The organism is Pseudomonas sp. B10(2017) (assembly GCF_002113295.1).
Taxonomy (GTDB): domain Bacteria; phylum Pseudomonadota; class Gammaproteobacteria; order Pseudomonadales; family Pseudomonadaceae; genus Aquipseudomonas; species Aquipseudomonas pudica.
The window spans coordinates 15,322-39,624 of the sequence record NZ_NEJU01000006.1 but is presented as its reverse complement, the minus strand read 5'-3'; the positions used below and the strand labels follow the sequence as shown (position 1 = coordinate 39,624).

Below are 24,303 nucleotides of genomic sequence, written 5' to 3'. Positions count from 1 at the left end.
TTAATGAAACGGGCCTGCATTGCAGGCCCGTTTTTTTTGGCCAAGCCCTACTCGGCCCCGGGAGAATGCCCGAAATACGCCTTGTAGGCATGGCAGAAGTTGGCAGGGTTGGCGTAGCCAACATGGTAGGCAACCTGCGATACCTGCCATCGACGCTCCAGCAGAAGGGCGCGGGCCAGTTCCATTCTTTGTTGCCGAACGTATTGCAGGAGCGACCGGCCGTACTCGTGGCTGAATGCGCGGCGCATGGTGGTTTCGCTCACCCCCAATTGGCGAGCGAGGGCGGCAGCAGTGGGCGGGGCATTCAGGTTTTCGTCGAGCTGGCGGCGCGTTTCAACGGCCAGATCGCGGCGCCCCCGGTCCTGAATCTTCTCGACAGACCTGTGCCCGATCAGGTGGCTGGCCAGCTCCAGCACGATGGCCAGGCTCAGGCTCTCGCAATGCAGGCGCCTGAGCCCGCCGGTGTAGGGCGACAGATAGAGCTGCTGGAACAGGCGGCTCACCGCTGGGCACTGCGGCAACTGGTCGAAGCGCATGCCATCGGCGACCAGCGCCAGCAGAGGCTTCAGCTGCGCGTCGTCCCGGGCCAGCTCGTGCAGGTAATCGCCAGCAATACGTACCCCGGCCATGCGGGCGTGACTGTTGGCGGGCAATTGGTCCTGCGCTTCCAGGCTTTCACCAAGGCCCAGCATGTGCAATTGGCCTGGGGCATAACTGTTGAGCCTTCCGTCCACCGTGTGCTGCCACGCCCCGTCGAACACCTGCACGATGCACAGGCTTTGCGGCAGCACCTTGTCGATTCTCAGCGGCTCCGGAAATTGCAGGTTGCAATCGAAGTACTGCAACCCGTCGTGTACCGTCTGCGCCCGATAGTGGCCGGACGCGCTGCCCATCACCCGCGCGCTGCTCGCGTCCAGTACACCGGCCTCGGCGAGTGACCCGGGGCTATCGAATGAAAAGTCGGTGTCGAGGTAGGGGCTGATCGATCGCATGTGCGCTAGGCATCCTTGGCTGAGGGCGGCATGGCCGGAAATGGTAACGCGTGCACATTCTCAGCGACAGCCATTGTGCGCACGGTGCTGTCTGTTGTGCGAACCGGTCAGCGGGGTTGGCTAGACGGGCCAGGCTTATTTCAATGGGCGTTTGTTCCGATTCAGGATGGAAAAGACATGCTCGCTTATCGCAAATGGACTGCCCTTCTGGTGGCTGCGCTCAGCCTGTGGCTGGGCCAGGTTCACGCTGAAGAACGGCCGGAAGTGGCTGACCAGGTAGTTGCCTACATGGGGGCGCAAGGTGCCAAGGTGTGGACGCTGCGCATCGGTGAACGCGCTGCCAACGAAGCGCTGGTACAAATCGAGGGCGTCGATCACGACTGGAACATGCGCATCCAGAAAATGCAGGTGGAGAAAACCAGCAGGGATACCCGTTACTCCACCACCGTGGATGGCAAGAAATACGTTGTGCTGATCATCCAGGGCAACTGGGGCGGCGAACTGTATCTGCCGGGTGAGGCTCAGGCAATGCAGGTCGGCTATTCGGAAGGGCTGTCGCATCAGGGCAATGCCCAGGCATTCCTTACCGATTACCTGGCAGCACAGAACACGGAGGCGCAATGACCATGGGCGATTTCAACGACCCGCTGTCCGAACTGTCTGGCTCGCTCGGTCAGGACTATGAGCAAAGCCGTGCCGCCCAGCGCGACCGAGTGATCGCTGAGCTCAAGCAAGTGATCGAGCGCGTGCCCGAGCAGAGCGAGTTCACCAACTCCCGGCGTTACCGGGTCTGGGGGCCAGTATTGTTGCTGGGTTCACTGATTATCACAGCCGTGACATTCAACCCTGAACGCTTGGGGGCGGTTGCAGCCGGTGTCTTCATAACCTTGATTGCAGCGGCGGTGACCTGGCAACACCGTAATGCCGGTACCCAGGTATTCATGCGCCTGACCCGTCGGCAGTTGTTCGTCGATACGCTGGATGCACCGGTAGACCTGGCGGAAGTGGAAGACGTTTCGGTCAAGGATGAAGGGCTGGTCATGGTGCAGACGCTGGAAATGAGCAGCGAAGCCGTCCTGCCAAAGCATCATGTGGTGAAACTGCAGTTCTTCGGTAACCAGGCCATGGTGTTGAAGAAACCGCGACCGCAGATCCGCATCATGTCCGCAGGCCTGGCCAGCAACGGACGCAAGCTGGGGAACGAGGAAGTGCTCGCGCTGCTGGCAGCCTACCGCGATGCGGCACATGCGCAACGGCAACTGGATCTGTTGCAGAACGATGGATAACGGCGAACGCGAAGCCCACCTCGCGTACCTGCAGGCTCAGGCTGATGGCCCCACCGACAGCTTCGTACTGCTGGAGTATTCGCTCGGCAAGGCGCTGGCATGTGCTGTGATTGGCCTGTTGTTCGGCGCGCTGGGCATATGGCTGACCGCTCTGGCGGTGCGGTTCAGTCACAGTGCCAGCAGCGGTGTCATCTGGCTGATGTCTGGTTTCGGCCTCGGCCTGGCCGGCGTCGGGCTGGCGGGGCTGGCCTGTGCCGTCGTGCTATACCGCCGGCACGGCAAGCGGGTGCTGAGCGTGACACCAGATACCCTGTGCTTCGCCAACGCGCAGGCGCCGACCCCACTGCACGCCTTCGACGGCTTCGAGGTCGAGCAGGGTTGCTTCACTACCCGGCTGATCTTTACCGTGTCGGCGTTCAGCCATGCACCAGTGCTGGCACCGGCCTGTTTCAGGGCGCTGGCCTCACCTGACGCGGTGGTCGTCGCGGGCGGCTTGCGCGTCAGGCTTTGGTTTTGCACGCCCGTCGTGGCCGGGCGCCGCCTTGGCCTGCAGGAACTGGTGGATCTGCTTTATGCCTATGTGCAAGCGGCCCAGGCCAGGCGTACGTTGGCGCAGCTGTTTCCGGGTGTGGCGCGTCTGGGTGAAGCGGCCAGATGAGCCTGATCGTGACCATTGGCGCTCTGGGGCAATGAAGCGCTTCGGTTGGGGCCTGATCCTGCTGCTGTTGCCTCTGGTGCTGTTTGGCTGGGGTAAAGTGCAGTACTGGCGGGCTGACACTGCGCAGGATCAGGCCCGGACCATACGGCAATGGCTTGCTGCCCCCAGTGAGACGTTGCTACGGCAATTGCCGTGGGAAGCCCGCAAGGAGCTTGCCAGGCATGTCGATACGCGGCAGGCCCTGCAGCGCCAACTGGACCTGCTCGATGCGGATCGCCACTGGGTAAGCGTACGCAAGGTGATGGCCAGTGTGAGCTGCTGGCTGGCAGTGGCCGCTTTGCTGGCAGGCCTCTGGGCCTGGTTCAAGCTGAAGTTGGACGCCTGGCGGGCGTTGCGCTCTGCGGCCTACCTGTATGAACGCATGATGGCCAACTGGCAGGCCCTGGGCTGTTGCTTGAGTCTCTACATGGTCATGCTTGCCGGTTCGCTGTGCCTGTTGCTGCTCTATGAGGCCAGTTCCGGAGCAAGCCGCGCAGCGCAGGGCGGCATGACGGTGCTGGTCGTGGTGCTGCCGCTGGCCTCAGTCCTGGTTGTGTGTGTTCGCCAGGTATGGCGAATGCGTCGGCACTGGCCGCTGATGCAGTCTCCGACCGCCAGTTTTCTCGCCCGCCCGCTAGGCAGGCAGGCGACGCCAGCGGTGTGGCAGTGGATCGAGACCTTGGCAACACAACTGCACGCGCCTGTCCCGGACCATATCGTGGTCGGCCTTGACCAAGGTTTTTTCGTCACCAGCGTTCCGATCCTGCTGCAGCCCGGTGGGCAGGTCCTCAGGGGGCGCACGTTGTATCTGCCTCTACCTTGCCTGGCCGCCTTGAGCCAGGCCGAGGCGGCCTCGATCATCGGTCACGAACTGGGCCATTTCAGGCGCCGTGATACGGAGCGGGGCAGCGAAACCAGTGCGCGTTTCAGCCTGATGTGCGCGCATTATTCGGCCATGGTCGGCGACGAGGATGCTCCGCGCTGGGTGGTTCGGCCCACCTTGTGGCTGGCCGGGCAGTTCTTGCACCATTTCCAGCTTGCGGTTCATCACTGGGGGCGTGCACAGGAATTGCTGGCTGATCGGGCAGGTGCCGAGGTCGCTGGCCCGAAGCTGTTCGTACAGGCGCTGTTACGGGTGATTGCCCTGGGTCGGGTGATCGACGGCTTGTTGGTCGCACACGGTGGCAGCAACCTTTTGCAGGCGCTGGCAGCGCACCTGCAAGGCACGCCGTTGCAACTGGGCGAGGAAGTGCTGGGGCTGGCCACTACCCATCCGTTCGATACGCACCCCGACCTCGCCACGCGCCTGAGCAACCTGGACATCCTGCTCGACCCGCAATTGCTGCAGGCCGCCTTGCGCGTGCCGTCCGCTGGTGACCAGCAGTGGTTTAATGACCTTTGTCTGGCTCCAGGCAGCACTTGCGATAGCAAGGCTGCGGGCAGCATCCAAAGAGACTTCACTTAATATTTCCCATTTGCAGGTGTATCGTATTCGCCCTTCATCGCCAGCCATGCTGGCAGCTTGATTGCGCAGAACACGAGGTACCCGCACCGATGTCCTTCACCCGTCGACAAATGCTCAAGGGCCTGACCGGCCTGGTTGTGGTTGGCCTGGGCGCCGGTGGCGCGGCGCGTTACTGGCTGGGCAAGGTCGAAGACGACAATGCCGGCCACGACTACGAGCTGATCGCAGCGCCACTGGACGTCGAACTGGTGCCCGGGCACAAGACCGAGGCCTGGGCCTTTGGCCCGTCGGCACCGGGTACCGAGTTGCGCGTGCGCCAGGGTACCTGGCTGCGGGTACGTTTCATCAACCACCTTCCGGTCGAAACCACCATCCACTGGCACGGTATCCGCCTGCCGCTGGAAATGGACGGTGTGCCCTATGTATCTCAACTGCCGGTCAAGCCGGGCGAGTACTTCGACTACAAGTTCCGTGTGCCGGACGCCGGCAGCTACTGGTATCACCCGCATGTCAGCAGTTCCGAGGAGCTGGGCCGTGGCCTGGTCGGCCCGCTGATCGTCGAGGAACGCGAGCCGACCGGGTTCAAGCATGAGCGCACGCTCAGCCTGAAGAACTGGCACGTGGACGAGCAGGGCGCCTGGTTGCCGTTCAGCATCCCGCGTGAGGCGGCGCGCAACGGCACCGCCGGGCGTCTGATCACCATCAATGGCCAGGCCGATTCGGTCACCGAGCTGCCGGCCGGCCAGGTGGTGCGTGTGCGTCTGTTGAACCTCGATAACACCTGGACCTACCGCATCAATCTCAAGGGCAACTGCGAAGCAAGAATCTATGCCCTGGACGGCAACCCGGTAACCCCGCGCCCATTGGACGATGACTACTGGCTCGGTCCAGGCATGCGTATCTGCCTGGCTATCCGTATTCCCGAAGTGGGGGAGGAGATCTCCCTGCGCGACGGTTTCGTGCGCCTGGGCACCCTGCGTTCGGTGGCCAGCAGCGACGCGCCGAGCGACTGGCCGCCGGCGCTACCGCCCAACCCGATCGCCGAGCCTGACCTGGAGAATGCCGAAAAGCTCAACTTCAATTTCGAGTGGGCGGCGAAAGTCTCGGTCACTACGGACCAGGACAGGCCGTCGAGCATGTGGCAGATCAACGGCCAAGCCTGGGATATCACCGACAAGACCTGCGCCGAGCGGCCGATTGCCACGCTGAAGAAGGGCAAGAGCTACATCTTCGAGCTAAAGAACATGACCCAGTACCAGCACCCGATCCACCTGCACGGCATGAGCTTCAAGGTGATCGGTTCCAACCGCCATGACATCAAGGAGCCGTGGTTCACCGATACCTACCTGCTGGGCAAGAACGAGCGCGCCCAGGTGGCGCTGGTGGCGGATAACCCGGGCACCTGGATGTTCCACTGCCATGTCATCGACCACATGGAAACCGGCCTGATGGCCGCGATCGCGGTGGTCTGATGCGCCCGCAGATCATCGATCGCAGTCGCGATCAGGAATTCATGCGCCTGGCCCTGGCCCTGGCTGCCCAAGGCGCGGCCATGGGCGAGGTGCCGGTGGGCGCGGTACTGGTGCAGCATGGGCAGGTGATCGGGCAGGGCTTCAACCGGCCGATCATCGACAGTGACCCCAGTGCGCACGCCGAGATGGTGGCCATTCGCGCGGCGGCGAAATCCGCCAGCAACTACCGGCTACCCGGCAGCACCCTGTATGTGACCCTGGAACCGTGCAGCATGTGTGCGGGGTTGATCGTGCATTCGCGGGTGATGCGGGTGGTGTATGGCGCGCTGGAGCCCAAGGCGGGGATCGTGCAGAGCCAGGGGCAATTCTTCGGGCAGGGCTTCCTGAATCATCGGGTGATGGTGGAGGGCGGGGTGCTGGCGGAGGAGTGCGGGCAGATCCTCAGTGACTTCTTCAAGGCCCGCCGGGCCAAGTCTTGACCTGTTCCGGCCCCTTCGCGGTTTGCCCGCGAAGGGGCCGGTGCAGGCTTACATCGGCGGCGACTGCTCCGCCGGCTTGTCCTTGTTCACCCCGGGCACATGCAGGCTGCCCTCGGCCACCTGGCCTTCGAGCTGCGGCTGGGTCACCCAGGTGAGGATGTCGTAGTAGCGACGGATGTTGGCCACGAAATGCACCGGCTCGCCGCCACGTGCATAGCCGTATTTGGTCTGGCGATACCACTGCTTCTGCGAAAGCCGCGGTAGCATCTTCTTCACGTCCAGCCACTTGTTCGGGTTGAGCTTCTCGCGCTTGGCCAAAGTGCGGGCGTCCTCCAGGTGACCGGTGCCGACGTTGTAGGCGGCCAGGGCGAACCAGGTGCGGTCCGGTTCCTGGATACTGTCGTCGAGCTCTTCCTTGATCTTCATGAAGTACTTGGCGCCGCCCTGGATGCTCTGCTTCGGGTCCAGGCGGTTGGACACGCCCATGGCCTGGGCGGTGCGCTGGGTCAACATCATCAGGCCGCGCACGCCAGTCTTGGAGGTGACCTCGGGCTGCCACATCGATTCCTGGTAACCGATGGCGGCCAGCAGGCGCCAGTCCACCTGCTCGACCTTGGCGTAGCTCTTGAAGTGCTTTTCGTACTTGGGCAGGCGCTGCTGCAGGTGTTGGGCGAAGGTGTAGGCCCCCACATAGCCCAGTACGTCGACATGGCCGTAGTAGCGGTCCTTCAGGCGTTGCAGGGTGCCGTTCTTCTGTGCCTTGTCGAGGAACTCGTTGACCTCGTTGAGCAGGCTGTTGTCTTCACCGGCCGCCACCGCCCAGCGCTGGTCGCGGGTGTCGCCCAGGTCGAAGGCAACCCGCACGTTGGGGAAGTACACCTGGTTCATCGCCAGCTCGTTGGAGTCGACCAGGGTCAGGTCGATCTGGCCTTCGTCGACCATGCGCAGCAGGTCGACCACCTCGACGGCGTCGGACTCTTCGTATTCCAGGCCGGGGTACTGCTTTTTCAGCTCGGCCAACTGGTCGGCGTGGCTGCTGCCCTTGAGCACCATGATCTTCTTGCCCACCAGGCCCTTGGCATTGGTGGGGCGCGTGCGGCCGTTGCGGTAGATGACCTGTGGGGTCACTTCCAGGTAAGGGTGGGAGTACCTCACCTGGGCCTTGCGCCGTTCGCTGGTGACCAGGCCGGCCGCTGCCAGCACCGGGCCGGAGGGCTTGCCAAGGCTGTCGTATAGCTCGTCGAGGTTGTCGGCGGTCTCGATCTGCAGCTTCACTCCCAGATCTTCGGCGAAATGCTGGACCAGCTCGTACTCGAAGCCGGTTTCGCCGTTGCGGTCCTGGAAGTAGGTGGCCGGGCTGTTGCGGGTGATCACGCGCAGCACGCCATCCTCCTTCACGCGCTCGAGGGTGCTGGGTTTTTCAACGCAGGCACCGAGCAGCAGAAAGAGTCCGGTTGCGAAAAGCCATCTGGCGCAACGCTGGCGCAAAGCAGTGTGGGCGAACATAGGTTGCAGTATACGCAAAGGACTGGCCCAACCATATCTCGACAACTGTTAGCTTGTCTGGTAGCAGGTTCTGTGCTTTACCGGCCCTATCGCCGGCAAGCCGGCTCCCACAGGTACAATGCAGGCCTTGAGGGTGGTGGTATACCTGTGGGAGCCGGCTTGCCGGCGATAGGGCCGGAGCAGGCAACACAAGGCAATTTTTTTTGACCCGCAAGTCCGGTTCCGCCGCCCGGCAGCCATGGCTTAGAGCGGGTGCCGAAACCCTTCGAATTAGGCTAGAATGCACGGCCTCTAAGCACACCCCTTCCTGAGGCTGTCCCGACGATGTTGATCCTGCGCGGCGCTCCTGCCCTTTCTGCCTTTCGCCACGGTAAATTACTCGAGCAACTGAGCCAGAAAGTCCCCGCTGTTACTGGTTTGTATGCCGAATTTGCCCACTTCGCCGATGTCGACGGCGAGCTGACCGCCGACCAGCAGCAGGTGCTGGGCCGTCTGCTCAAGTACGGCCCGAGCGTGCCGGTACAGGAGCCGAGCGGCCGCCTGTTTTTGGTCGTGCCGCGCCTGGGCACCATTTCGCCGTGGGCCAGCAAGGCCAGCGACATCGCTCACAACTGCGGCCTGCAGTCGATCCAGCGCCTGGAACGCGGTATCGCCTACTACGTTGCCGGCAACCTGAGCGAAGCCGACGCCGAACTGATTGCCGCCGAGCTGCACGACCGCATGACCCAGCGCGTGCTCGGCCAGCTGGAGCAGGCCGCTGACCTGTTCAGCCATGCCCAGCCCAAGCCGATGACCTCGGTGGACATCCTTGCCGGTGGCCGTGACGCCCTGGCCAAGGCCAACATCGACCTGGGCCTGGCCCTGGCCGAAGACGAGATCGACTACCTGGTCAACGCCTTCCAGGGCCTAAAGCGCAACCCGAACGACATCGAACTGATGATGTTCGCCCAGGCCAACTCCGAGCACTGCCGCCACAAGATCTTCAACGCCAGTTGGGACATCGACGGCCAGGCTCAGGAAAAGAGCCTGTTCGGCATGATCAAGAACACCTACCAGATGCACAACGAAGGTGTGCTGTCGGCGTACAAGGACAACGCCTCGGTGATCGTCGGCAACGTTGCCGGCCGTTTCTTCCCGAACCCTGAAACCCGCCAGTACGGCGCGGTGCAGGAGCCGGTGCACATCCTGATGAAGGTCGAGACGCACAACCACCCGACCGCCATCGCCCCGTTCTCCGGCGCCTCCACCGGCTCCGGCGGCGAAATCCGCGACGAAGGCGCGACCGGCCGTGGCGCCAAGCCCAAGGCTGGCCTGACCGGCTTCACCGTGTCCAACCTGCGTATCCCTGGCTTCGAACAGCCGTGGGAGCTGGCCTACGGCAAACCTGAGCGCATCGTCGACGCCCTCGACATCATGATCGAAGGCCCTCTGGGTGGCGCTGCGTTCAACAACGAGTTCGGCCGCCCGGCCCTGACCGGCTACTTCCGTACCTTCGAGCAGGCCATCAACACCCCGCACGGTGAAGAAGTGCGCGGCTACCACAAGCCGATCATGCTGGCCGGTGGCATGGGCAACATCCGTGAAGACCACGTGCAGAAAGGCGAGATCACTGTCGGCGCCAAGCTGATCGTGCTCGGTGGCCCGGCCATGCTGATCGGCCTGGGCGGCGGCGCCGCTTCGTCGGTGGCTACCGGTGCCAGCTCGGCTGACCTGGACTTCGCCTCCGTACAGCGCGAAAACCCGGAAATGGAGCGCCGTTGCCAGGAGGTCATCGACCGCTGCTGGCAGCTGGGCGACAACAACCCGATCGCTTTCATCCATGACGTTGGCGCCGGCGGTATCTCCAACGCCTTCCCAGAGCTGGTAAACGACGGTGGCCGTGGTGGCCGCTTCGAACTGCGCAACGTGCCCAACGACGAGCCGGGCATGGCCCCGCACGAAATCTGGAGCAACGAATCGCAGGAGCGTTACGTGCTTGCGGTCAGCGCCGTCGACTTCGAGCGTTTCAAGGCAATCTGCGAGCGTGAGCGTTGCCCGTTTGCCGTAGTGGGTGAAGCGACTGAAGAAAAACACCTGACCGTAAGCGACAGCCACTTCGGCAACACGCCAGTAGACATGCCGCTCGACGTACTGCTGGGCAAGCCGCCACGCATGCACCGTTCGGTTACCCGCGAAGCCGAGCTGGGCGATGACTTCGACCCAAGCACGCTGGACCTGGACAACGCCGTTCAGCGCGTCCTCAGCCACCCGGCCGTGGCCAGCAAGAGCTTCCTGATCACCATCGGCGACCGCACCATCACCGGCCTGGTAGCTCGTGACCAGATGGTCGGCCCGTGGCAGGTACCGGTTGCCGACTGCGCCGTCACCGCCACCAGCTTCGACGTCTACACCGGCGAAGCCATGGCCATGGGCGAGCGTACCCCGCTGGCTCTGCTGGATGCCCCGGCGTCCGGCCGCATGGCAATTGGCGAGACACTGACCAACCTGGCTGCCTCGCGCATCGAGAAGCTGTCCGACATCAAACTGTCGGCCAACTGGATGTCTGCCGCCGGCCACCCAGGTGAAGACGCCCGCCTGTACGACACCGTCAAGGCTGTCGGCATGGAGCTGTGCCCGGAGCTGGGCATTACCATTCCGGTCGGCAAAGACTCGATGTCGATGAAGACCAAGTGGAGCGACGAGGGCGTCGAGAAGAGCGTTACATCGCCAATGTCGCTGATCATCACCGGCTTCGCCCCGGTCACCGACATCCGCAAGACCCTGACCCCGCAACTGCGCATGGACAAGGGCGAGACCGACCTGATCCTGATCGACCTTGGCCGCGGCAAGAACCGCATGGGCGCCTCGATCCTGGCGCAGACCTACGGCAAGATCGCCGCCCAGGCACCGGACGTCGATGACGCCGAAGACCTGAAGGCGTTCTTCGCCGTGATCCAGGGCCTGAACGAAGATGGCCACCTGCTGGCCTACCACGACCGCTCCGACGGCGGCCTGGTCACCACCGTGCTGGAAATGGCCTTCGCCGGCCACTGCGGCCTCGATCTGCACCTCGACCCGCTGACCGACAGCAAGGGCGACGTACCGGCCATCCTCTTCAACGAAGAGCTGGGCGCGGTCATCCAGGTTCGCCAGGATGCTACCCCCGACGTACTGGCACAGTTCAGCGCCGCTGGCCTGGGTGAAGGTTGCGTCGCGGTGATCGGCAAGCCGGTCAATAACGGTGAAGTGTCCATCAGCCTGAACGGTGAAGTGCTGTTCGACGACGACCGCCGCATGCTGCAGCGCCAGTGGGCCGAGACCAGCTACCAGATCCAGCGCCTGCGCGACAACGCCGACTGCGCCGACCAGGAATTCGACCTGCTGCTGGAGGAAGACAACCCTGGCCTGTCGGTCAAGCTGGGCTTCGATGTCAACGACGACATCGCCGCGCCGTACATCAAGAAGGGCGTGCGCCCGCAAGTGGCCATCCTGCGCGAGCAGGGCGTCAACGGCCAGGTCGAGATGGCAGCCGCCTTCGACCGTGCCGGCTTCGCCGCCATCGACGTGCACATGAGCGACATCCTCGCTGGCCGTGTCGACTTCGAAGCCTTCAAGGGCCTGGTCGCCTGCGGTGGCTTCTCCTACGGCGACGTGCTGGGTGCCGGTGAAGGCTGGGCCAAGTCTGCGCTGTTCAACAGCCGCGCCCGTGACGCCTTCCAGGCCTTCTTCGAGCGTACCGACAGCTTCGCCCTGGGCGTGTGCAACGGTTGCCAGATGATGTCCAACCTGCATGAACTGATCCCCGGTACCGAGCACTGGCCGCACTTCGTGCGTAACCGTTCGGAGCAGTTCGAAGCGCGTGTGGCCATGGTCGAAGTGCAGAAGTCCAACTCGATCTTCCTGCAGGGCATGGCCGGTTCGCGCATGCCGATCGCCATCGCCCACGGCGAAGGCCATGCCGAGTTCGCCAGCGAAGAAGCACTGCTGGCAGCCGACCTGTCCGGTTGCGTGGCCCTGCGCTACGTCGACAACCACGGCAAGGTCACCGAAGCCTACCCGGCCAACCCGAACGGCTCGCCGCGTGGCATTACCGGTCTCACCAGCCGCGACGGCCGCGTGACCATCATGATGCCGCACCCGGAGCGTGTGTTCCGTGCCGTGCAGAACTCCTGGCGCCCGGATGAGTGGCAGGAAGATGCCGCGCTGATGCGTATGTTCCGTAACGCACGGGTGTGGGTGAACTAAGGCGTGTACAAGCTCGCCTTCTTCGTCCCCGCCAGCCACGTCGAAGTGGTCAAGGCCGCTGTGTTCGCCGCGGGTGGCGGGCGCATCGGTGACTATGACCACTGCGCCTGGCAGACGCTGGGCCAGGGCCAGTTCCGCCCGCTGGACGGCAGCCAGCCGTTCCTCGGGCAAACCGGCCAGGTCGAGGTGGTGGAAGAGTGGAAGGTGGAGCTGGTGGTGGCTGACGAGCTGATTGCCCAGGTCGTCGCTGCACTCAAGCAGAGCCACCCGTACGAAACGCCAGCCTACGAAGTCTGGCAGCTCGCCGAGTTCTAGAACGCATCAAGGCTATTCGCGGGTAAACCCGCTCCCACAGGGATCGCACAACTCTCGGATATTGTGCGATCCCTGTGGGAGCGGGTTTACCCGCGAAGAGGCCCTACAATCCAGCCCCAATCTCCTTGCCCTGCCCGGGCCGCTTCAACCACCCACAAGCCAGCAACCCTACCTCGAACAGCACCCACATCGGCACCGCCAGCATCGTCTGCGAAAACACATCCGGCGGCGTCAGGATCATCCCCACCACAAAGCAGCCGACGATCACGTAGGGCCTGCTGCGCCGCAACGTGGCCATATCGGCCAACCCCACCCAGACCACGATAAACGTCGCCACCGGTATCTCGAACGCCAGCCCGAACGCCAGAAACAGCGCCAGGATAAAGTCCAGGTACTGGCTGATATCGGTCATCATCGCCACGCCCTCCGGTGTAACGCTGGCAAAGAAGCCGAACATCATCGGGAACACCAGGAAGAAGGCGAAGGCCATGCCGGCGTAGAACAGCACGATGCTCGACACCAGCAGCGGCAGGGCAATACGCCGTTCACGGCGGTACAGCCCCGGCGCCAGAAAGCCCCAGGCCTGGTGCAGCAGCAGTGGCATGGCGACGAACACTGCGCACATCGCGGTCAGCTTGAACGGTGTCAGGAACGGCGAAGTGACGCTGGTGGCGATCATGCTCGCGCCTTCCGGCAAGAAGCGCCGCAGCGGTTCGGAAACCAGCGTGTACAGCGTCTGGGCGAAGGGGAACAGGCCGGCGAACACCAACGCCACCAGCGCCAGGCAACGCACCAAGCGTTTGCGCAGGTCGCGCAGGTGTTCGGTCAGCGGCATGCTCGCCGCCGAGTCCATGGCAATGCTCATGAAAGGTTTTCCTTGGGGGGAGCGACCGTGGCCGCATCATTGGCCGGCTCTGCTTTCAGGCTGATGCCTTGGCGGATCTCCTGTTCCAGGCGCTGCAATGGCGCCCTGTCGAGATCGGGTAGCTCGACAGGGCGCAGTTCGATCTCTCGCTCTACCTGCGTGCGCAGGGCGTGCATGGCCCTGCGTGCCTGGCCCAGGCCGCGCCCGAGGGTGCGTGCCGCCACCGGCAGGCGCTCCGGGCCTAGAACCAACAGCGCGACGATGCCGACCAGCAGCAACTCGCTGAAGCCTACCTCGAACATCAGGGTTGACGGTCCGCTTGCGGTTGCTGCGTACCCTGACCGGTCAGCGGGCACTGTTGCTGCACCTGTGTTTGCGCTGCGGAAGTCGCGTCAGTGTCACCGCCCATGGACTTGCGAAAACCCTGGATCGCCTCGCCCACATCGCTGCCCAGGCCCTTGAGGCGCTTGGTACCAAACAGCAGGAATACGATCAGCAGTACGATCACCAGTTGCCAGATTCCAATGCCACCCATTGCGACCACTCCTGTAAGGTCATGAAAAGGAAAGACAATCCTGCCTCGCGCAGATGACGTACACATGACGAATGGTCACTGCCATCTACCTGCAACACCGGGCGTGTTGACTGGCGTCTTTATTCGGCGACAGAGGCAGGCAAGGATGGGTGGCAGGCAACAGCAGGGCGCGGCCCTGCTGATGGTGATGGTGGTGCTGGCGATGTTGGCGGCGGGCATGGCCTGGCTGCTGGAAGATGGCCGGCGCCAGGTCGATGGGGTGCGCCTGTTGCACCAGCGGGTGCAGGCGCGAGCGATGGAGCAGGCCGGCCTGGCCTATGCCGAACAGGCCCTGCGTGACCCCAGCTGGCGGCTTAGCCCGCTGTTCTGGCAGGCCTTGCGCGGGCAGCCGTTGAACTACGATTTTGGCGCTGGCCAGGCGCAGTTGCGGGTGCTCGACCAGCACACCTGTTTCAACGTCAATGCGCTGCTTGGCGCTGACGGCGAGCGAGCTGCGCGCCAGTTGCGGTACCTGCTGGGCGATGACATGGCTGCCGAGCGCTTGGTCGATGCCCTGGGCGACTGGCTGGATGCCGACAGCGATGCCCGCCTGCAGGGCGCCGAGAGCGCCCAATACCTGCGCCAGCAACCACCGCGCCTGGCAGCCAACCAGCCGATGCTCGATACCAGCGAGCTGAACTTGCTACTGGAGCCGGACGCCAGCCGCCAGAGCCGTTACCCGATGCTGTGCGCCTTGCCTCAGACCACCGGCTGGCGGCTGAATGCCAATGCCCTGGGGCTGGAGCATCTGCCGTTGCTGGAAGCGCTGTATGAAGGGCGTTATCCGCGCTCGTTGCTCAGCCGCATCATCAGCGGCCGGCCGGCGTCGGGTTATGTGGATGCAACTGCGCTACGCCAGGCCCTGGGGGCGGTAGATGACGAAACCTTCGAACGGTTGAGCGAAGGGTTGCTGCTGAACAGCGGGTATTTCCTGTTGCAGCTGTCGTTCGCGGAGGAGGGGCGGGTGATACGCAGCGAGTTCCAGGTGGAGGCGCTGGGGGTGGTGCAATGGCATGCCCGGGTGCCGGCGCAGCAGGTGCGGGTGCGCAGCCGGGAGCCGATGGTGTGGTAGGGCTTGAGATTGCCGGGGCTGCTTTGCAGCCCTATCGCGACACAAGGCCGCTCCTACAGGGGAATGCGATCCCTTGTAGGAGCGGCCTTGTGTCGCGATAGGGCCGCAAAGCGGCCCCCGTGCACAAATCGATCAGGCGGTGCCGATCTCCCCGCCATCGATACGCTGGATCACCACCGTCGCAGCCCGCGGCCTTACCGTGGCACCTGCCGGGGTGGCATCGGTGGCCTTGTCGGTATATGGCCAGTTCTCCGGGTGCTGGATATTGACGAACAGCGTCTTGTTGTCCGGGGTAAAGGTAATCCCGGTTACCTCGCAGCCATTCGGCCCGACGAAGAAGCGGCGCAGGTCCACCTGGTTCTGTGCGTTCACCGGCACCTGCTTGCCGCTGGCATCCACCAGGTTGGTGGGGATCACTGCCAGCAGCTGGTCGTTGGTGTAGTCCGTCACGGTGCTCTCGCCGTTGTCGGTCTCGAACCACAGCACGCCACGGCTATCGAAACTCATGCCGTCCGGGCTGGCGAACTGGTTCAGTTCGGTCAGGCCGGAGCGGTTGATGTCGGCGGTGCCGGCGGCGTTGGCGCCGAACACGAAGATGTCCCAGGTGAAGCTCAGCTGGTCGTCGCTGTCGTGCCAGCGGATGATGTGGCCGTGACGGTTCGGGCCGCGCGGGTTGGCTGCATCGACCTTTTCCGGGGTACGCGCGCTGTTGTTGGTCAGGGTCAGGTATACGTCGCCGTTGAGCGGGTTGACCGTGGTCCATTCCGGGCGGTCCATCGGCGTTGCGCCCACGGCATCGGCAGCACCACGGGTGTTGAGGATGATGCCCGGCAGGTCGCCATACAGTGCGCCCAGGGTACTGCCGCCAGTGGTGGCGGTGCCTACGTCCAGCAGCAGCCATACACCGGTGCCGTCGGCATTGAAGCGGGCGACGTACAACTTGCCCTGGTCGAGGTACTTGGCACCGGTGGCCAGGCGGTCGGCCGGGTTGGCATCGGCTGCGTCCCACACCGCGGTCGACACCCACTTGTACAGGTACTCGTTGTTCGAGTCGTCACCCATGTACCACACCAGCGGCTTGCCGGCGACCGGCAGGCCCGGGGCACAGCCTTCGTGGCGGAAGCGCCCCAGCGCGGTGCGCTTGGTGGCCAGGGTGTTGCTGTTGTACGGGTCGATTTCGACGATGTAGCCGTAGGTGCTGGCTTCATTGCGGTAGTCGTCGGTTGCGCTGGCGCCTTTGATGGTGACATCGAAACGGGCGAATTCGTCGTCCACTTCGCTGCTATCACCGGCTGCGGTTTCCCACTTGTACTGGCCACTTGAGGTGCCCACGCCAATGCGGCGCTGGTCTTCGGGGCGGGTGCCCTTGTTGACGAAAATGCCTGGCCAGTTCTCTTCACAGGTCAGGTAGGTGCCCCACGGGGTGTAGCCGTTGCCGCAGTTGTTGTTGGTGCCGCGGCAATGGGTGCCGGCGGTGGAGTACTTGGTCTTGACGTGGTCGGTTCCCCGCAGCGGGCCGGTGATTTCCATGCGCGAGGCAGTAGTGAAGCGGCGGTTGAGCGGGTCGTTGTCGACCACCTGCCAGCGGCCGCCGATTTTCTGCAGGCGCACCACGCCGGCACCGTGTGCGTTGATTTCCTTGCGTACTTCCTCCACCGGGCGCTTGCCGTTCACATCGGTAGTCGGGCCGGCCGGGTGCAGGGCGGCAGTGTCGATGTACTCGAAGTTGATCGCCAGCAGGCCGTCTTCGGAGCTGCCGTTGATGGGGAAGAAGTGCATGCCGTCATGGTGCATGCCCATGGCGTTGGCCTGGTCGGTCGAGGTGTTGCTGCCGTCGGACTTCCACGGGTTGCCATTGCTGTTTATCGGCGTGCCCCAGGGCGCCAGCACATAGGCGCTGTAGCCGGCGGCAACCACGCAGGCGTCGGTGCGCGAGCCCGGGATGGACTGGAAGCCCAGTGCCAGTTTCGGCACTTCCGGCTCAGTCACGGGTGGCTCGGTGACCGGATCATCGTGATCGGAACCACCACCGTCGAAGCAGCCTGTCAGGCCGGTACCGGCAATCATGGCGATGGCGGCGCCCAGGCTGCCGCGCATCACGCTGCGGCGGCTCAGGTAGGCGTCCATGACGTTGGCCATCGGCAGGTTGCCGCTTTGGTTCCGGTCCAGGTTGTCGCCGGTATCTCGACTCATCAGGGTGTCCTTATGTTGGCTGAGTTAGAGGGAACCGCGACTTTAGTGCGCAAATGTGATGATTCATTGGCAGAAATGTTAAGGGGGTTTTAAAACAACCCGCTCTTACAAGCGTGCTCTACAGATCACTTTGGAATGGCTGTCGGATTTCTGCCATCAAACTGTAATGCCAACGCCGCAACATCCTGGGCCCTGGATGAACATGGATAAGGATGGCGGGTTCGATGGCAAGCAGTGTGCACAGGCGCGAAGTGATCGGCTGGATGGGTATTGGTGCCTTGGCTCCGTTGCTCGGCGCCTGCTCCGCCCTTCCTGGGCAGCAGGGAGGCAACGCCAGCCTCGACCTGCTGTACGTGGCCGACACCCTCGATGCCCGCCAGCCTGGCCAGGCGGTGGTGCCGGCCACTCGCCTGGGGCCGGTCAGCCACCTGGGCCGCGCCCCATGGATGACCGGCAGCAGTGCCAGCATCGCCTACCCGCAACTGGCGCCCCTGCTCGATGTCAGCCAGGCTGCATCTGCCCAGCTGGGCGGCTATGCGGTGCTGGCGGCATTGCTCGAGCAGCTGCGCGGCGAGGCTGGGGCTGGCAACAGCCTGACCCTGGAAAACGGCCAGGGCTGGAATGGCAGTGGCCTGGCCTACCTGACCCAGGGCGAAAGCGGCCTGCAGGGCAGCCAGCTGCTGGGCAGTGAAGCGCGGGTCAGTAGCGACGAGCGCGTGCTATGGCCACAGCGCAGCCCGGCGCTATATCGCCAGGCTGGCACCGTTACCCTGGGCGCCGGGCTGGCAGACACGCAGCGCCGTGCTTTGGGCCTGGAAGCCTTGCACGTCTTCGAACGCGGCGGTGCACGTATTGCCGTGGTCGGCGTGACCGACCCCTATGCCCAGGACCAGAAAGCCTCCCTCAAACAGTGGTACCAGTCATTGCAGCCGGTGTTCGAACAGGCCCGACGCGAGGCTGACCTGGTGGTGGCCCTGGCCGATGTCGGTACCGGGCCGGGCTTGTGGCTGGCCGAGCGGGTGCCGCAGATCGATGTGCTGCTATGCGCCCGCGGCCAGGACCTGTGGCCGGCGCCGGTCGAGGTCAGCCAGGCCAGCGGCCGCCGCGTGCCGGTGCTGTTCGCCGGTTGCCGGGGCAGCGGTGCCTTCCGCCTGCGCTGCCAGCGCGTGGCCGGGCTGTGGCAGTTCGAGGGGCGTTTCTTCCCGGCCTTTGAGCAACAGCTGGCGCCCGCCGCTCAGCAGCGTGTCGGGGCATTGCAGGCAGAACTGCGCCAGCAGCGCGCCGGCCACGCGGCCTGGCTCGATCAACCGCTGGCCCGCGCGCCCCAGGCGCTGTGGCGCCGCGACACCCGAGGCGGCAGCTGGGACCGGCTGCTGCATCAGGCCCTGGCCGACGACAGCAACATGCCGGTGCTGCTGCCGGGCCTGCGTTATGACTACCCTCTGCCCGCAGGGGCGGCCATTACCCGAGAACACCTGATCAGCCTCACCGGTGGCTACCCGGCACCGGTGGTCGAAGCACCCGCCCGGCAGGTCGAGCAAGTGCTGGAAAACGCCGCGGAGCAACTGTTCGGCGACCCGCTGTTGCTGGACAACAGCCAGGACCTGCCGCGCTGGCAGGGCCAGGCCTGGCGTGTCAGCTACAGCCCGCAAGGCAAGCGCATCAGTGGCCTGGAACCGGTGCAGGGCCTGTGCCGCACCTTTGGCCTGCAATTCGAAACCCAGGCCGGCGAGCCGCTGTGGCAACGGGTCGAAGCCTGGCTCGCCCGCCAGGCGAGCGACTGGCAACTGGCGCCGCTGCAGCTGCCCGAATTGCGCTACGTGCAGGGGCACCCGGGCTGGCACCCAAGGCAGTTGGCATCGTGACGCTCGCCTCGCGCTTGCTGACGGGCGCTGGCCTGACCCTGGTCGGCTGGCTGGCGGCCCAGTGCGTGCTGCAACTGGGTCGCCAGCCGCAACCGGCCACTGCGCCCGCAGCGCCCGACAAGCCGCTGCCTGGCTTGATGGTCGGCCATTGGCAGGTACCCGTCGACGACGGTGCCATCGCAATCACACGCCTGCCGCTGCAATACCTGGGCGGCCTCAAGGCGCAGCCGCTGGCCTCCAGCGTGGTAGTGCTGCGCTATGGCGAGCAGGTGCGCACCTTGGCCCGCGGCCAGCGCCTGGCGCCAGGGATCGTGCTGCAGGACATCGACAGCGATGGCCTGATTTTCAACAACCAGGGGCGGCGTGAACGCCTGCCCTGGCCGCCACGCCCCGTCGTGACCGGCTTCAAGCGGCAAGGATGAACGATGCCTGTCAGATATTGCGTGGCGGCCGCGCTGAGCCTGGCCCTCTCCATGGCCTGTGCTGAAGAGCCGGTGTTCGATGACAACGGCACGCCTATGTACGAGGTGAACTTCGTCGACACCGAACTGGGCGAGTTCATCGACAGCGTGTCACGCATCACCGGCACCACCTTCATCGTCGACCCCCGGGTCAAGGGCAAGGTCACCGTACGCACCGTCGACCTGCACGACGCCGATGCCATCTACGACATCTTCCTGGCCCAGCTGCGCGCCCAGGGCTACGCCACTGTCGACCTGCCCAACGGCAGCGTGAAGATCGTTCCCGACCAGGCTGCTCGCCTGGAGCCTGTGCCGGTGGAGGCGGGAGGGCAGCAGGGGGAAGGCAGCGACAGCGTGGCTACGCGGGTATTCAACGTGCGCAATGCCGCCAGCGAGCAGGTGCTGGGCATTCTCAAGCCCCTGATCGACCCACGGGTCGGTGTGATCACACCTTATCCGGCGGCGCACCAGTTGGTCGTTACCGACTGGCGCAGCAACCTGGAACGTATCGCCAGCTTGCTGCGCCAGCTCGACCGCCCCCAGGACGCACCAGGCACCGGCAGTACCCAGGTCATCTACCTGCGCCATGCCAATGCGGGCGAAGTGGTAAAGGTGTTGCGCGGGCTCAGCCAGGAAGGCATGACGCCCTCTGAAGGTGCGGGCGATGCAGAGGGCAAGGACAGGCCTGTAGTACCCGCCGCCGGCGGCTCGAGCATCCGCCTGGAATACGAAGAGGGCACCAACGCCGTGGTCATGGTCGGCCCCGACAGCGAGCTGGCCGCCTACCGCGCCATCGTCGAGCAGTTGGACATCCGCCGTGCCCAGGTAGTTGTGGAGGCGATCATCGCCGAGGTGTCCGACAGCAGCGCCCAGGAGCTGGGCGTGCAGTGGCTGTTCGCTGACGAGAAGTTCGGTGCCGGCATCGTCAATTTCGGCAGCAACGGGGTAAATATCGCCAGCATCGCCGGGGCCGCCGCCAGTGGCGACAACGAGGCCCTTGGCGATTTGCTGTCCAGCACCACCGGCGCCATGGCGGGTATCGGCCATTTCGGCGGCGGTTTCAACTTCGCCATGCTGGTCAACGCGCTGAAAGGCAAGAGCGGCTTCAACCTGCTGTCCACGCCAACCCTGCTGACCCTGGACAACGCCGAGGCGTCGATCCTGGTCGGCCAGGAAGTGCCCTTCGTCACCGGATCGGTAACGCAGAACAACGCCAACCCGTACCAGACCATCGAGCGCAAGGAAGTCGGGGTGAAGCTGCGCATCAAGCCGCAGATCAACATCGACAACAGCGTGCGCCTGGACATCGTCCAGGAAGTGTCGTCGATTGCCGACACCACGGCTGCCAGCGACGTGATCACCAACAAGCGCGAGATCAAGACCAAGGTCATGGTCGAGGACAACGGCCTGGTGATCCTCGGCGGCCTGATCAGCGACGAACTGAGCACCAGCGACCAGCGTGTGCCGCTGCTTGGCGACATCCCTTACCTGGGCCGGCTGTTCCGCTCCGACGCCACCAAGAACACCAAGCAGAACCTGATGGTGTTCATCCGCCCGCGCATCCTGCGTGACGGGCCGAGCCTGGCCGGGCTCAGCGAAGACAAGTACCGCACCTTGCAGCAGACCACGCCGCTGCAGTTGCCCGCCCTGGCGGATGGGCAAAACGCTACGCCGTTGCTGCAAGTGTTCCCCTCCAGCCGCGCACGGCTGGAAGGCGGTGACTGGTGATGCTGCCTTATCGCCAGGCACGGCAGAGCGGGGTAGCCATGGCCCCGGCGGAGCAGGGCTGGCAGCTGTGGCTGCGGCCTGATGCCGACAGCGCCCAATTGCAGGAGCTGCTGCGCGTGCACGGCCAGCCCAGCCTGCTCGAATACCTGGAGCCTGCACTGTTCGACGAACGCCTCGGCCAGCTGTACCAGGCCGGCGATGCTGCCACCGAGGCGCTGATCGAAGGCATTGGCGACCAGGTCGACCTGGATAGCCTGATGAGCGAAATGCCGCGCATCGAGGACCTGCTGGAAAGCGACGACGAAGCCCCTGTGATCCGCCTGATCAACGGCCTGTTCGGCCAGGCCCTGCGCCTGCGCGCTTCGGACATTCATATAGAAACCTTCGAGCAGAGCCTGGTGGTGCGCCTGCGGGTCGATGGCCACCTGCGCGAAGTGTTGCGCCCACCGCGTGCGCTGTCGGCCATGCTGGTGTCGCGGATCAAGGTCATGGCCCGTCTGGACATTGCCGAAAAGCGTCAGCCCCAGGATGGCCGCATCACCCTGCGTGCGGCGGGGCGCGAAGTGGATGTGCGGGTCTCGACCCTGCCCGGCATCCACGGTGAACGGGTGGTGATGCGCGTGCTCGACAAGCAGGCCAGCCTGCTGGCGCTGGGCAACCTGGGCATGCCGGCGGCGGTGTTGCAGGGCCTGCGCAGTTGCCTGGCACGGCCCAACGGCATCGTGCTGTCCACGGGGCCCACCGGTTCGGGCAAGACCACTACCCTGTATGCCAGCCTCAACAGCCTCAACGACGGCAGCCGCAACATCCTCACTGTCGAGGACCCGGTGGAATACGCTATCGCCGGCATCGGCCAGACTGCCATCAACCCGCGTGCCGGGCTGACTTTTGCCAGCGGCCTGCGCGCTATCCTGCGCCAGGACCCGGACGTGATCATGCTCGGCGAAATCCGTGACCAGGAGACCGCGCAGATCGCCGTGCAGGCCAGCCTCACTGGCCACCTGGTGTTGTCCACGCTGCACACCAACAGTGCGGTGGGCGCGGTGACCCGCCTGCGCGACATGGGCATCGAACCGTTCCTGATCGCCTCGTGCCTGCGCGGCGTACTGGCCCAGCGCCTGGTGCGGCGCTTGTGCAGTTGCGCCGTGGCGCACCCGCTGCAGCCGGCGGAACGCGACCTGTGGCCCGAGCTGGCGGCGCTGGGCAGCAGCTACCACGCGGTTGGCTGCGAGCAGTGCCAGGGCAGCGGGTATGTCGGGCGCCTGGGCCTGTATGAATTCATCGAGCTGGATGCCGGGCTGATCGGCCTGTTGTACGACGGCGCCAGTGAACTGGTCATGCAGGACTACCTGGCCGGACGCCGGCAGAGCCTGGTGGCGATGGCCAGCGACTGCCTGGCCCGTGGCGAGACCAGCCTGGCCGAAGTACTGCGCGTGGTGCAGGGCTGAGCCATGCCGACCTATCGCTACCAGGCCGTCGACCTCGCCGGCAAGACCCACAAGGCCAGCTTGCAGGCCGACAGCGAACGCCATGCCCGCCAGTTGTTGCGTGAGCAGGGCCTGTTCGCACGCCGCTTGCAGCGTCACCAAGCCGGCACCCGACAACCCCGGCGCCAGCGCCTGAGCCGCGCCCAGCTGTGCGAACTGACTCGTCAGCTGGCCACCCTGACCGGTGCCGGCATCCCTCTGGTCGACGCCCTGGCTACCCTGGAACGGCAACTGCGCCAGCCCGCTCTGCACAGTGTGCTGGTGGCCTTGCGTGGCTCGTTGGCCGAAGGCCTGGGCCTGGCCCGCAGCCTGGCGCGTCAAGGGGCACCGTTTACCGGCCTGTACTGTGCGCTGGTCGAGGCTGGCGAGCGGTCCGGGCGCCTGGCCCAGGTGCTGACCCGCCTCGCCGACCACCTGGAGCAGGTACAACGACAACAACACAAGGCACGTACTGCGCTGATCTACCCCACCGTGTTGATGGGGGTGTCGCTTGCCGTGGTGGTAGGCCTTATGACCTTCGTCGTACCCAAGCTCACCGAGCAGTTCGCCCATGCCGGGCAGAGCCTGCCGTTCATTACATCGCTGCTGATCGGCCTGAGCCAAGGGCTGGTGCAGGCCGGGCCCTGGCTTTTGGGGCTGGCCCTGTTGCTCGGCGCGCTCGGCGGCTGGTTGCTGCGCAAGCCGCACTGGTGCCTGCGCCGCGACCAGCTGCTGCTACGCCTGCCACATATCGGCAGCCTGCTGCAGGTGCTGGAGAGCGCGCGCCTGGCCCGCAGCCTGGCAATCCTCAGCGGCAGCGGCGTGGCCCTGCTCGAAGCCCTGCAAGTGGCCACCGAAACCGTCGGCAACCGGCGTATCCGCCTGGCCATGGAGCAGGTGCGCCAGCAGGTGCAGGGCGGCACCAGCCTGCATCGCGCACTGGATGCCAGCCAGCAGTTTCCGCCGCTGCTGGTGAACATGGTCGGCAGCGGCGAGGCCAGCGGCACGTTGGCCGACATGCTCGAGCGCGTGGCCGACGACCAGGAGCGCGGCTTCGCCCGCCAGGTCGATACCGCCATGGCGCTGTTCGAACCCCTGATGATCCTGGTGATGGGCGCCGTGGTGCTGTTCATCGTGCTGGCGGTGCTGTTGCCGATCATGCAACTCAACCAGGGCCTGCAACTGTGACGACAAGGAGTACTGCCATGCAGCATCGACGTAACCGCCAGCGCGGTTTCACCCTCATGGAAATCATGGTGGTGATCTTCATCATCGGCCTGCTGATCGCGGTGGTCGCGCCCAGCGTGCTGGGCAACCAGGACAAGGCCATGAAGCAGAAGGTCATGGCCGACCTGGCCACCCTGGAGCAGGCGCTGGACATGTACCGCCTGGACAACCTGCGCTTCCCCAGTAGCGAGCAGGGCCTGGCCGCGCTGGTGAAAAAGCCGGCCCAGGAACCGCTGCCAAGGGCCTGGCGCAGCGACGGCTACGTGCGCCGCCTGCCGGAAGACCCGTGGGGCACCCCGTACCAGTACCGCATGCCAGGCGAACATGGCCGGGTCGACGTGTACTCGCTGGGCGCTGACGGCCTGCCGGGCGGCGAAGGCCAGGATGCCGACCTGGGTAACTGGGAGCTGTAACGG

At 64.8% G+C, this 24,303-nt stretch carries 21 protein-coding genes; 15 read left to right on the top strand and 6 right to left on the bottom strand.

What is annotated here, in order from left to right; genetic code table 11:
• Positions 1-47: 47 nt before the first annotated feature.
• The gene (locus tag CAF92_RS09765) at positions 48-992 is read right to left on the bottom strand and encodes a helix-turn-helix transcriptional regulator (RefSeq protein ID WP_046617113.1); all 945 of its coding nucleotides are present in this window, start codon (positions 990-992) and stop codon (positions 48-50) included.
• Between the two features lie 177 nt (positions 993-1,169).
• On the opposite strand from CAF92_RS09765, the gene CAF92_RS09760 reads away from it, so the two are divergent.
• From CAF92_RS09760 to tadA, 6 genes are all read left to right on the top strand, one after another.
• On the top strand, positions 1,170-1,616 hold the full coding sequence (locus CAF92_RS09760; protein ID WP_046617112.1) for a hypothetical protein: 447 nt from the start codon (positions 1,170-1,172) through the stop codon (positions 1,614-1,616).
• The gene (locus tag CAF92_RS09755; RefSeq protein WP_286195487.1) at positions 1,613-2,278 is read left to right on the top strand and encodes a hypothetical protein; all 666 of its coding nucleotides are present in this window, start codon (positions 1,613-1,615) and stop codon (positions 2,276-2,278) included. Before CAF92_RS09760 ends, CAF92_RS09755 begins: the two co-directional genes overlap by 4 nt.
• Positions 2,238-2,936, top strand: coding sequence for a hypothetical protein (locus CAF92_RS09750; protein ID WP_256573718.1), 699 nt, complete (start codon positions 2,238-2,240; stop codon positions 2,934-2,936). The genes CAF92_RS09755 and CAF92_RS09750 overlap by 41 nt, the downstream gene beginning before the upstream one ends.
• Before the next feature lie 31 nt (positions 2,937-2,967).
• Positions 2,968-4,440 (top strand): M48 family metallopeptidase, encoded by a 1,473-nt coding sequence (locus CAF92_RS09745; RefSeq protein ID WP_085600562.1) that lies wholly within the window; start codon positions 2,968-2,970, stop codon positions 4,438-4,440.
• Positions 4,441-4,529: 89 nt separating this feature from the next.
• Positions 4,530-5,912, top strand: a complete 1,383-nt coding sequence (locus CAF92_RS09740; RefSeq protein ID WP_046617109.1) for a multicopper oxidase family protein — start codon at positions 4,530-4,532, stop codon at positions 5,910-5,912.
• The gene (tadA, locus tag CAF92_RS09735) at positions 5,912-6,391 is read left to right on the top strand and encodes a tRNA adenosine(34) deaminase TadA (protein WP_046617108.1); all 480 of its coding nucleotides are present in this window, start codon (positions 5,912-5,914) and stop codon (positions 6,389-6,391) included. Before CAF92_RS09740 ends, tadA begins: the two co-directional genes overlap by 1 nt.
• A 48-nt stretch (positions 6,392-6,439) precedes the next feature.
• On the opposite strand, the gene mltF is transcribed toward tadA, so the two are convergent.
• On the bottom strand, positions 6,440-7,897 hold the full coding sequence (gene mltF / locus CAF92_RS09730; protein WP_013971158.1) for a membrane-bound lytic murein transglycosylase MltF: 1,458 nt from the start codon (positions 7,895-7,897) through the stop codon (positions 6,440-6,442).
• A 324-nt stretch (positions 7,898-8,221) separates the two neighbouring features.
• On the opposite strand from mltF, the gene purL reads away from it, so the two are divergent.
• Entirely contained in the window at positions 8,222-12,121 is a 3,900-nt protein-coding gene (gene purL, locus CAF92_RS09720; RefSeq protein WP_085600558.1) for a phosphoribosylformylglycinamidine synthase, read from the top strand.
• Positions 12,122-12,124: 3 nt separating this feature from the next.
• A complete protein-coding gene (locus CAF92_RS09715; RefSeq protein ID WP_046617105.1) occupies positions 12,125-12,436 on the top strand; it encodes an NGG1p interacting factor 3 protein, NIF3 in 312 nt (103 codons plus the stop codon).
• Positions 12,437-12,539: 103 nt separating this feature from the next.
• On the opposite strand, the gene tatC is transcribed toward CAF92_RS09715, so the two are convergent.
• Genes tatC through tatA form a run of 3 tightly spaced genes read right to left on the bottom strand, consistent with a single transcriptional unit; the run spans position 12,540 to position 13,836 of the window.
• Positions 12,540-13,301 (bottom strand): twin-arginine translocase subunit TatC, encoded by a 762-nt coding sequence (tatC, locus tag CAF92_RS09710; protein ID WP_085600556.1) that lies wholly within the window; start codon positions 13,299-13,301, stop codon positions 12,540-12,542.
• The gene (tatB, locus tag CAF92_RS09705) at positions 13,298-13,603 is read right to left on the bottom strand and encodes a Sec-independent protein translocase protein TatB (RefSeq protein WP_085600555.1); all 306 of its coding nucleotides are present in this window, start codon (positions 13,601-13,603) and stop codon (positions 13,298-13,300) included. Before tatB ends, tatC begins: the two co-directional genes overlap by 4 nt.
• Positions 13,603-13,836 (bottom strand): twin-arginine translocase TatA/TatE family subunit, encoded by a 234-nt coding sequence (gene tatA, locus CAF92_RS09700; RefSeq protein ID WP_085600553.1) that lies wholly within the window; start codon positions 13,834-13,836, stop codon positions 13,603-13,605. Before tatA ends, tatB begins: the two co-directional genes overlap by 1 nt.
• Before the next feature lie 145 nt (positions 13,837-13,981).
• Here tatA and gspK point away from each other — a divergent pair, with 145 nt between their 5' ends.
• Complete coding sequence (gspK, locus tag CAF92_RS09695) at positions 13,982-14,947, top strand: type II secretion system minor pseudopilin GspK (RefSeq protein ID WP_046617210.1); 966 nt, start codon at positions 13,982-13,984, stop codon at positions 14,945-14,947.
• 132 nt (positions 14,948-15,079) lie between these two features.
• Here the strand turns inward: gspK and CAF92_RS09690 are convergent, their stop codons facing one another.
• On the bottom strand, positions 15,080-17,140 hold the full coding sequence (locus CAF92_RS09690; protein WP_046617211.1) for a PhoX family phosphatase: 2,061 nt from the start codon (positions 17,138-17,140) through the stop codon (positions 15,080-15,082).
• Positions 17,141-17,364: 224 nt separating this feature from the next.
• On the opposite strand from CAF92_RS09690, the gene CAF92_RS09685 reads away from it, so the two are divergent.
• From CAF92_RS09685 to gspG, 6 genes are read left to right on the top strand one after another with little or no spacing between them, the layout of a single operon-like run.
• Positions 17,365-19,005 carry a lipoprotein UxpA gene (locus CAF92_RS09685; RefSeq protein WP_085600551.1) on the top strand — a complete coding sequence of 547 codons (1,641 nt, stop codon included), beginning with the start codon at positions 17,365-17,367 and terminating at the stop codon, positions 19,003-19,005.
• Positions 19,002-19,427: a pilus assembly protein PilZ gene (locus CAF92_RS09680; protein WP_085600548.1), complete on the top strand. Its 426-nt coding sequence runs from the start codon at positions 19,002-19,004 to the stop codon at positions 19,425-19,427. The genes CAF92_RS09685 and CAF92_RS09680 overlap by 4 nt, the downstream gene beginning before the upstream one ends.
• A gap of 3 nt (positions 19,428-19,430) precedes the next feature.
• A complete protein-coding gene (gene gspD / locus CAF92_RS09675; RefSeq protein ID WP_178081776.1) occupies positions 19,431-21,194 on the top strand; it encodes a type II secretion system secretin GspD in 1,764 nt (587 codons plus the stop codon).
• Positions 21,194-22,642, top strand: a complete 1,449-nt coding sequence (locus CAF92_RS09670) for a GspE/PulE family protein (RefSeq protein ID WP_085600546.1) — start codon at positions 21,194-21,196, stop codon at positions 22,640-22,642. The genes gspD and CAF92_RS09670 overlap by 1 nt, the downstream gene beginning before the upstream one ends.
• Before the next feature lie 3 nt (positions 22,643-22,645).
• Positions 22,646-23,848: a type II secretion system inner membrane protein GspF gene (gspF, locus tag CAF92_RS09665; RefSeq protein WP_046617216.1), complete on the top strand. Its 1,203-nt coding sequence runs from the start codon at positions 22,646-22,648 to the stop codon at positions 23,846-23,848.
• Positions 23,849-23,865: 17 nt separating this feature from the next.
• Complete coding sequence (gspG, locus tag CAF92_RS09660; RefSeq protein WP_013971171.1) at positions 23,866-24,300, top strand: type II secretion system major pseudopilin GspG; 435 nt, start codon at positions 23,866-23,868, stop codon at positions 24,298-24,300.
• The last annotated feature ends 3 nt before the right edge of the window (positions 24,301-24,303 follow it).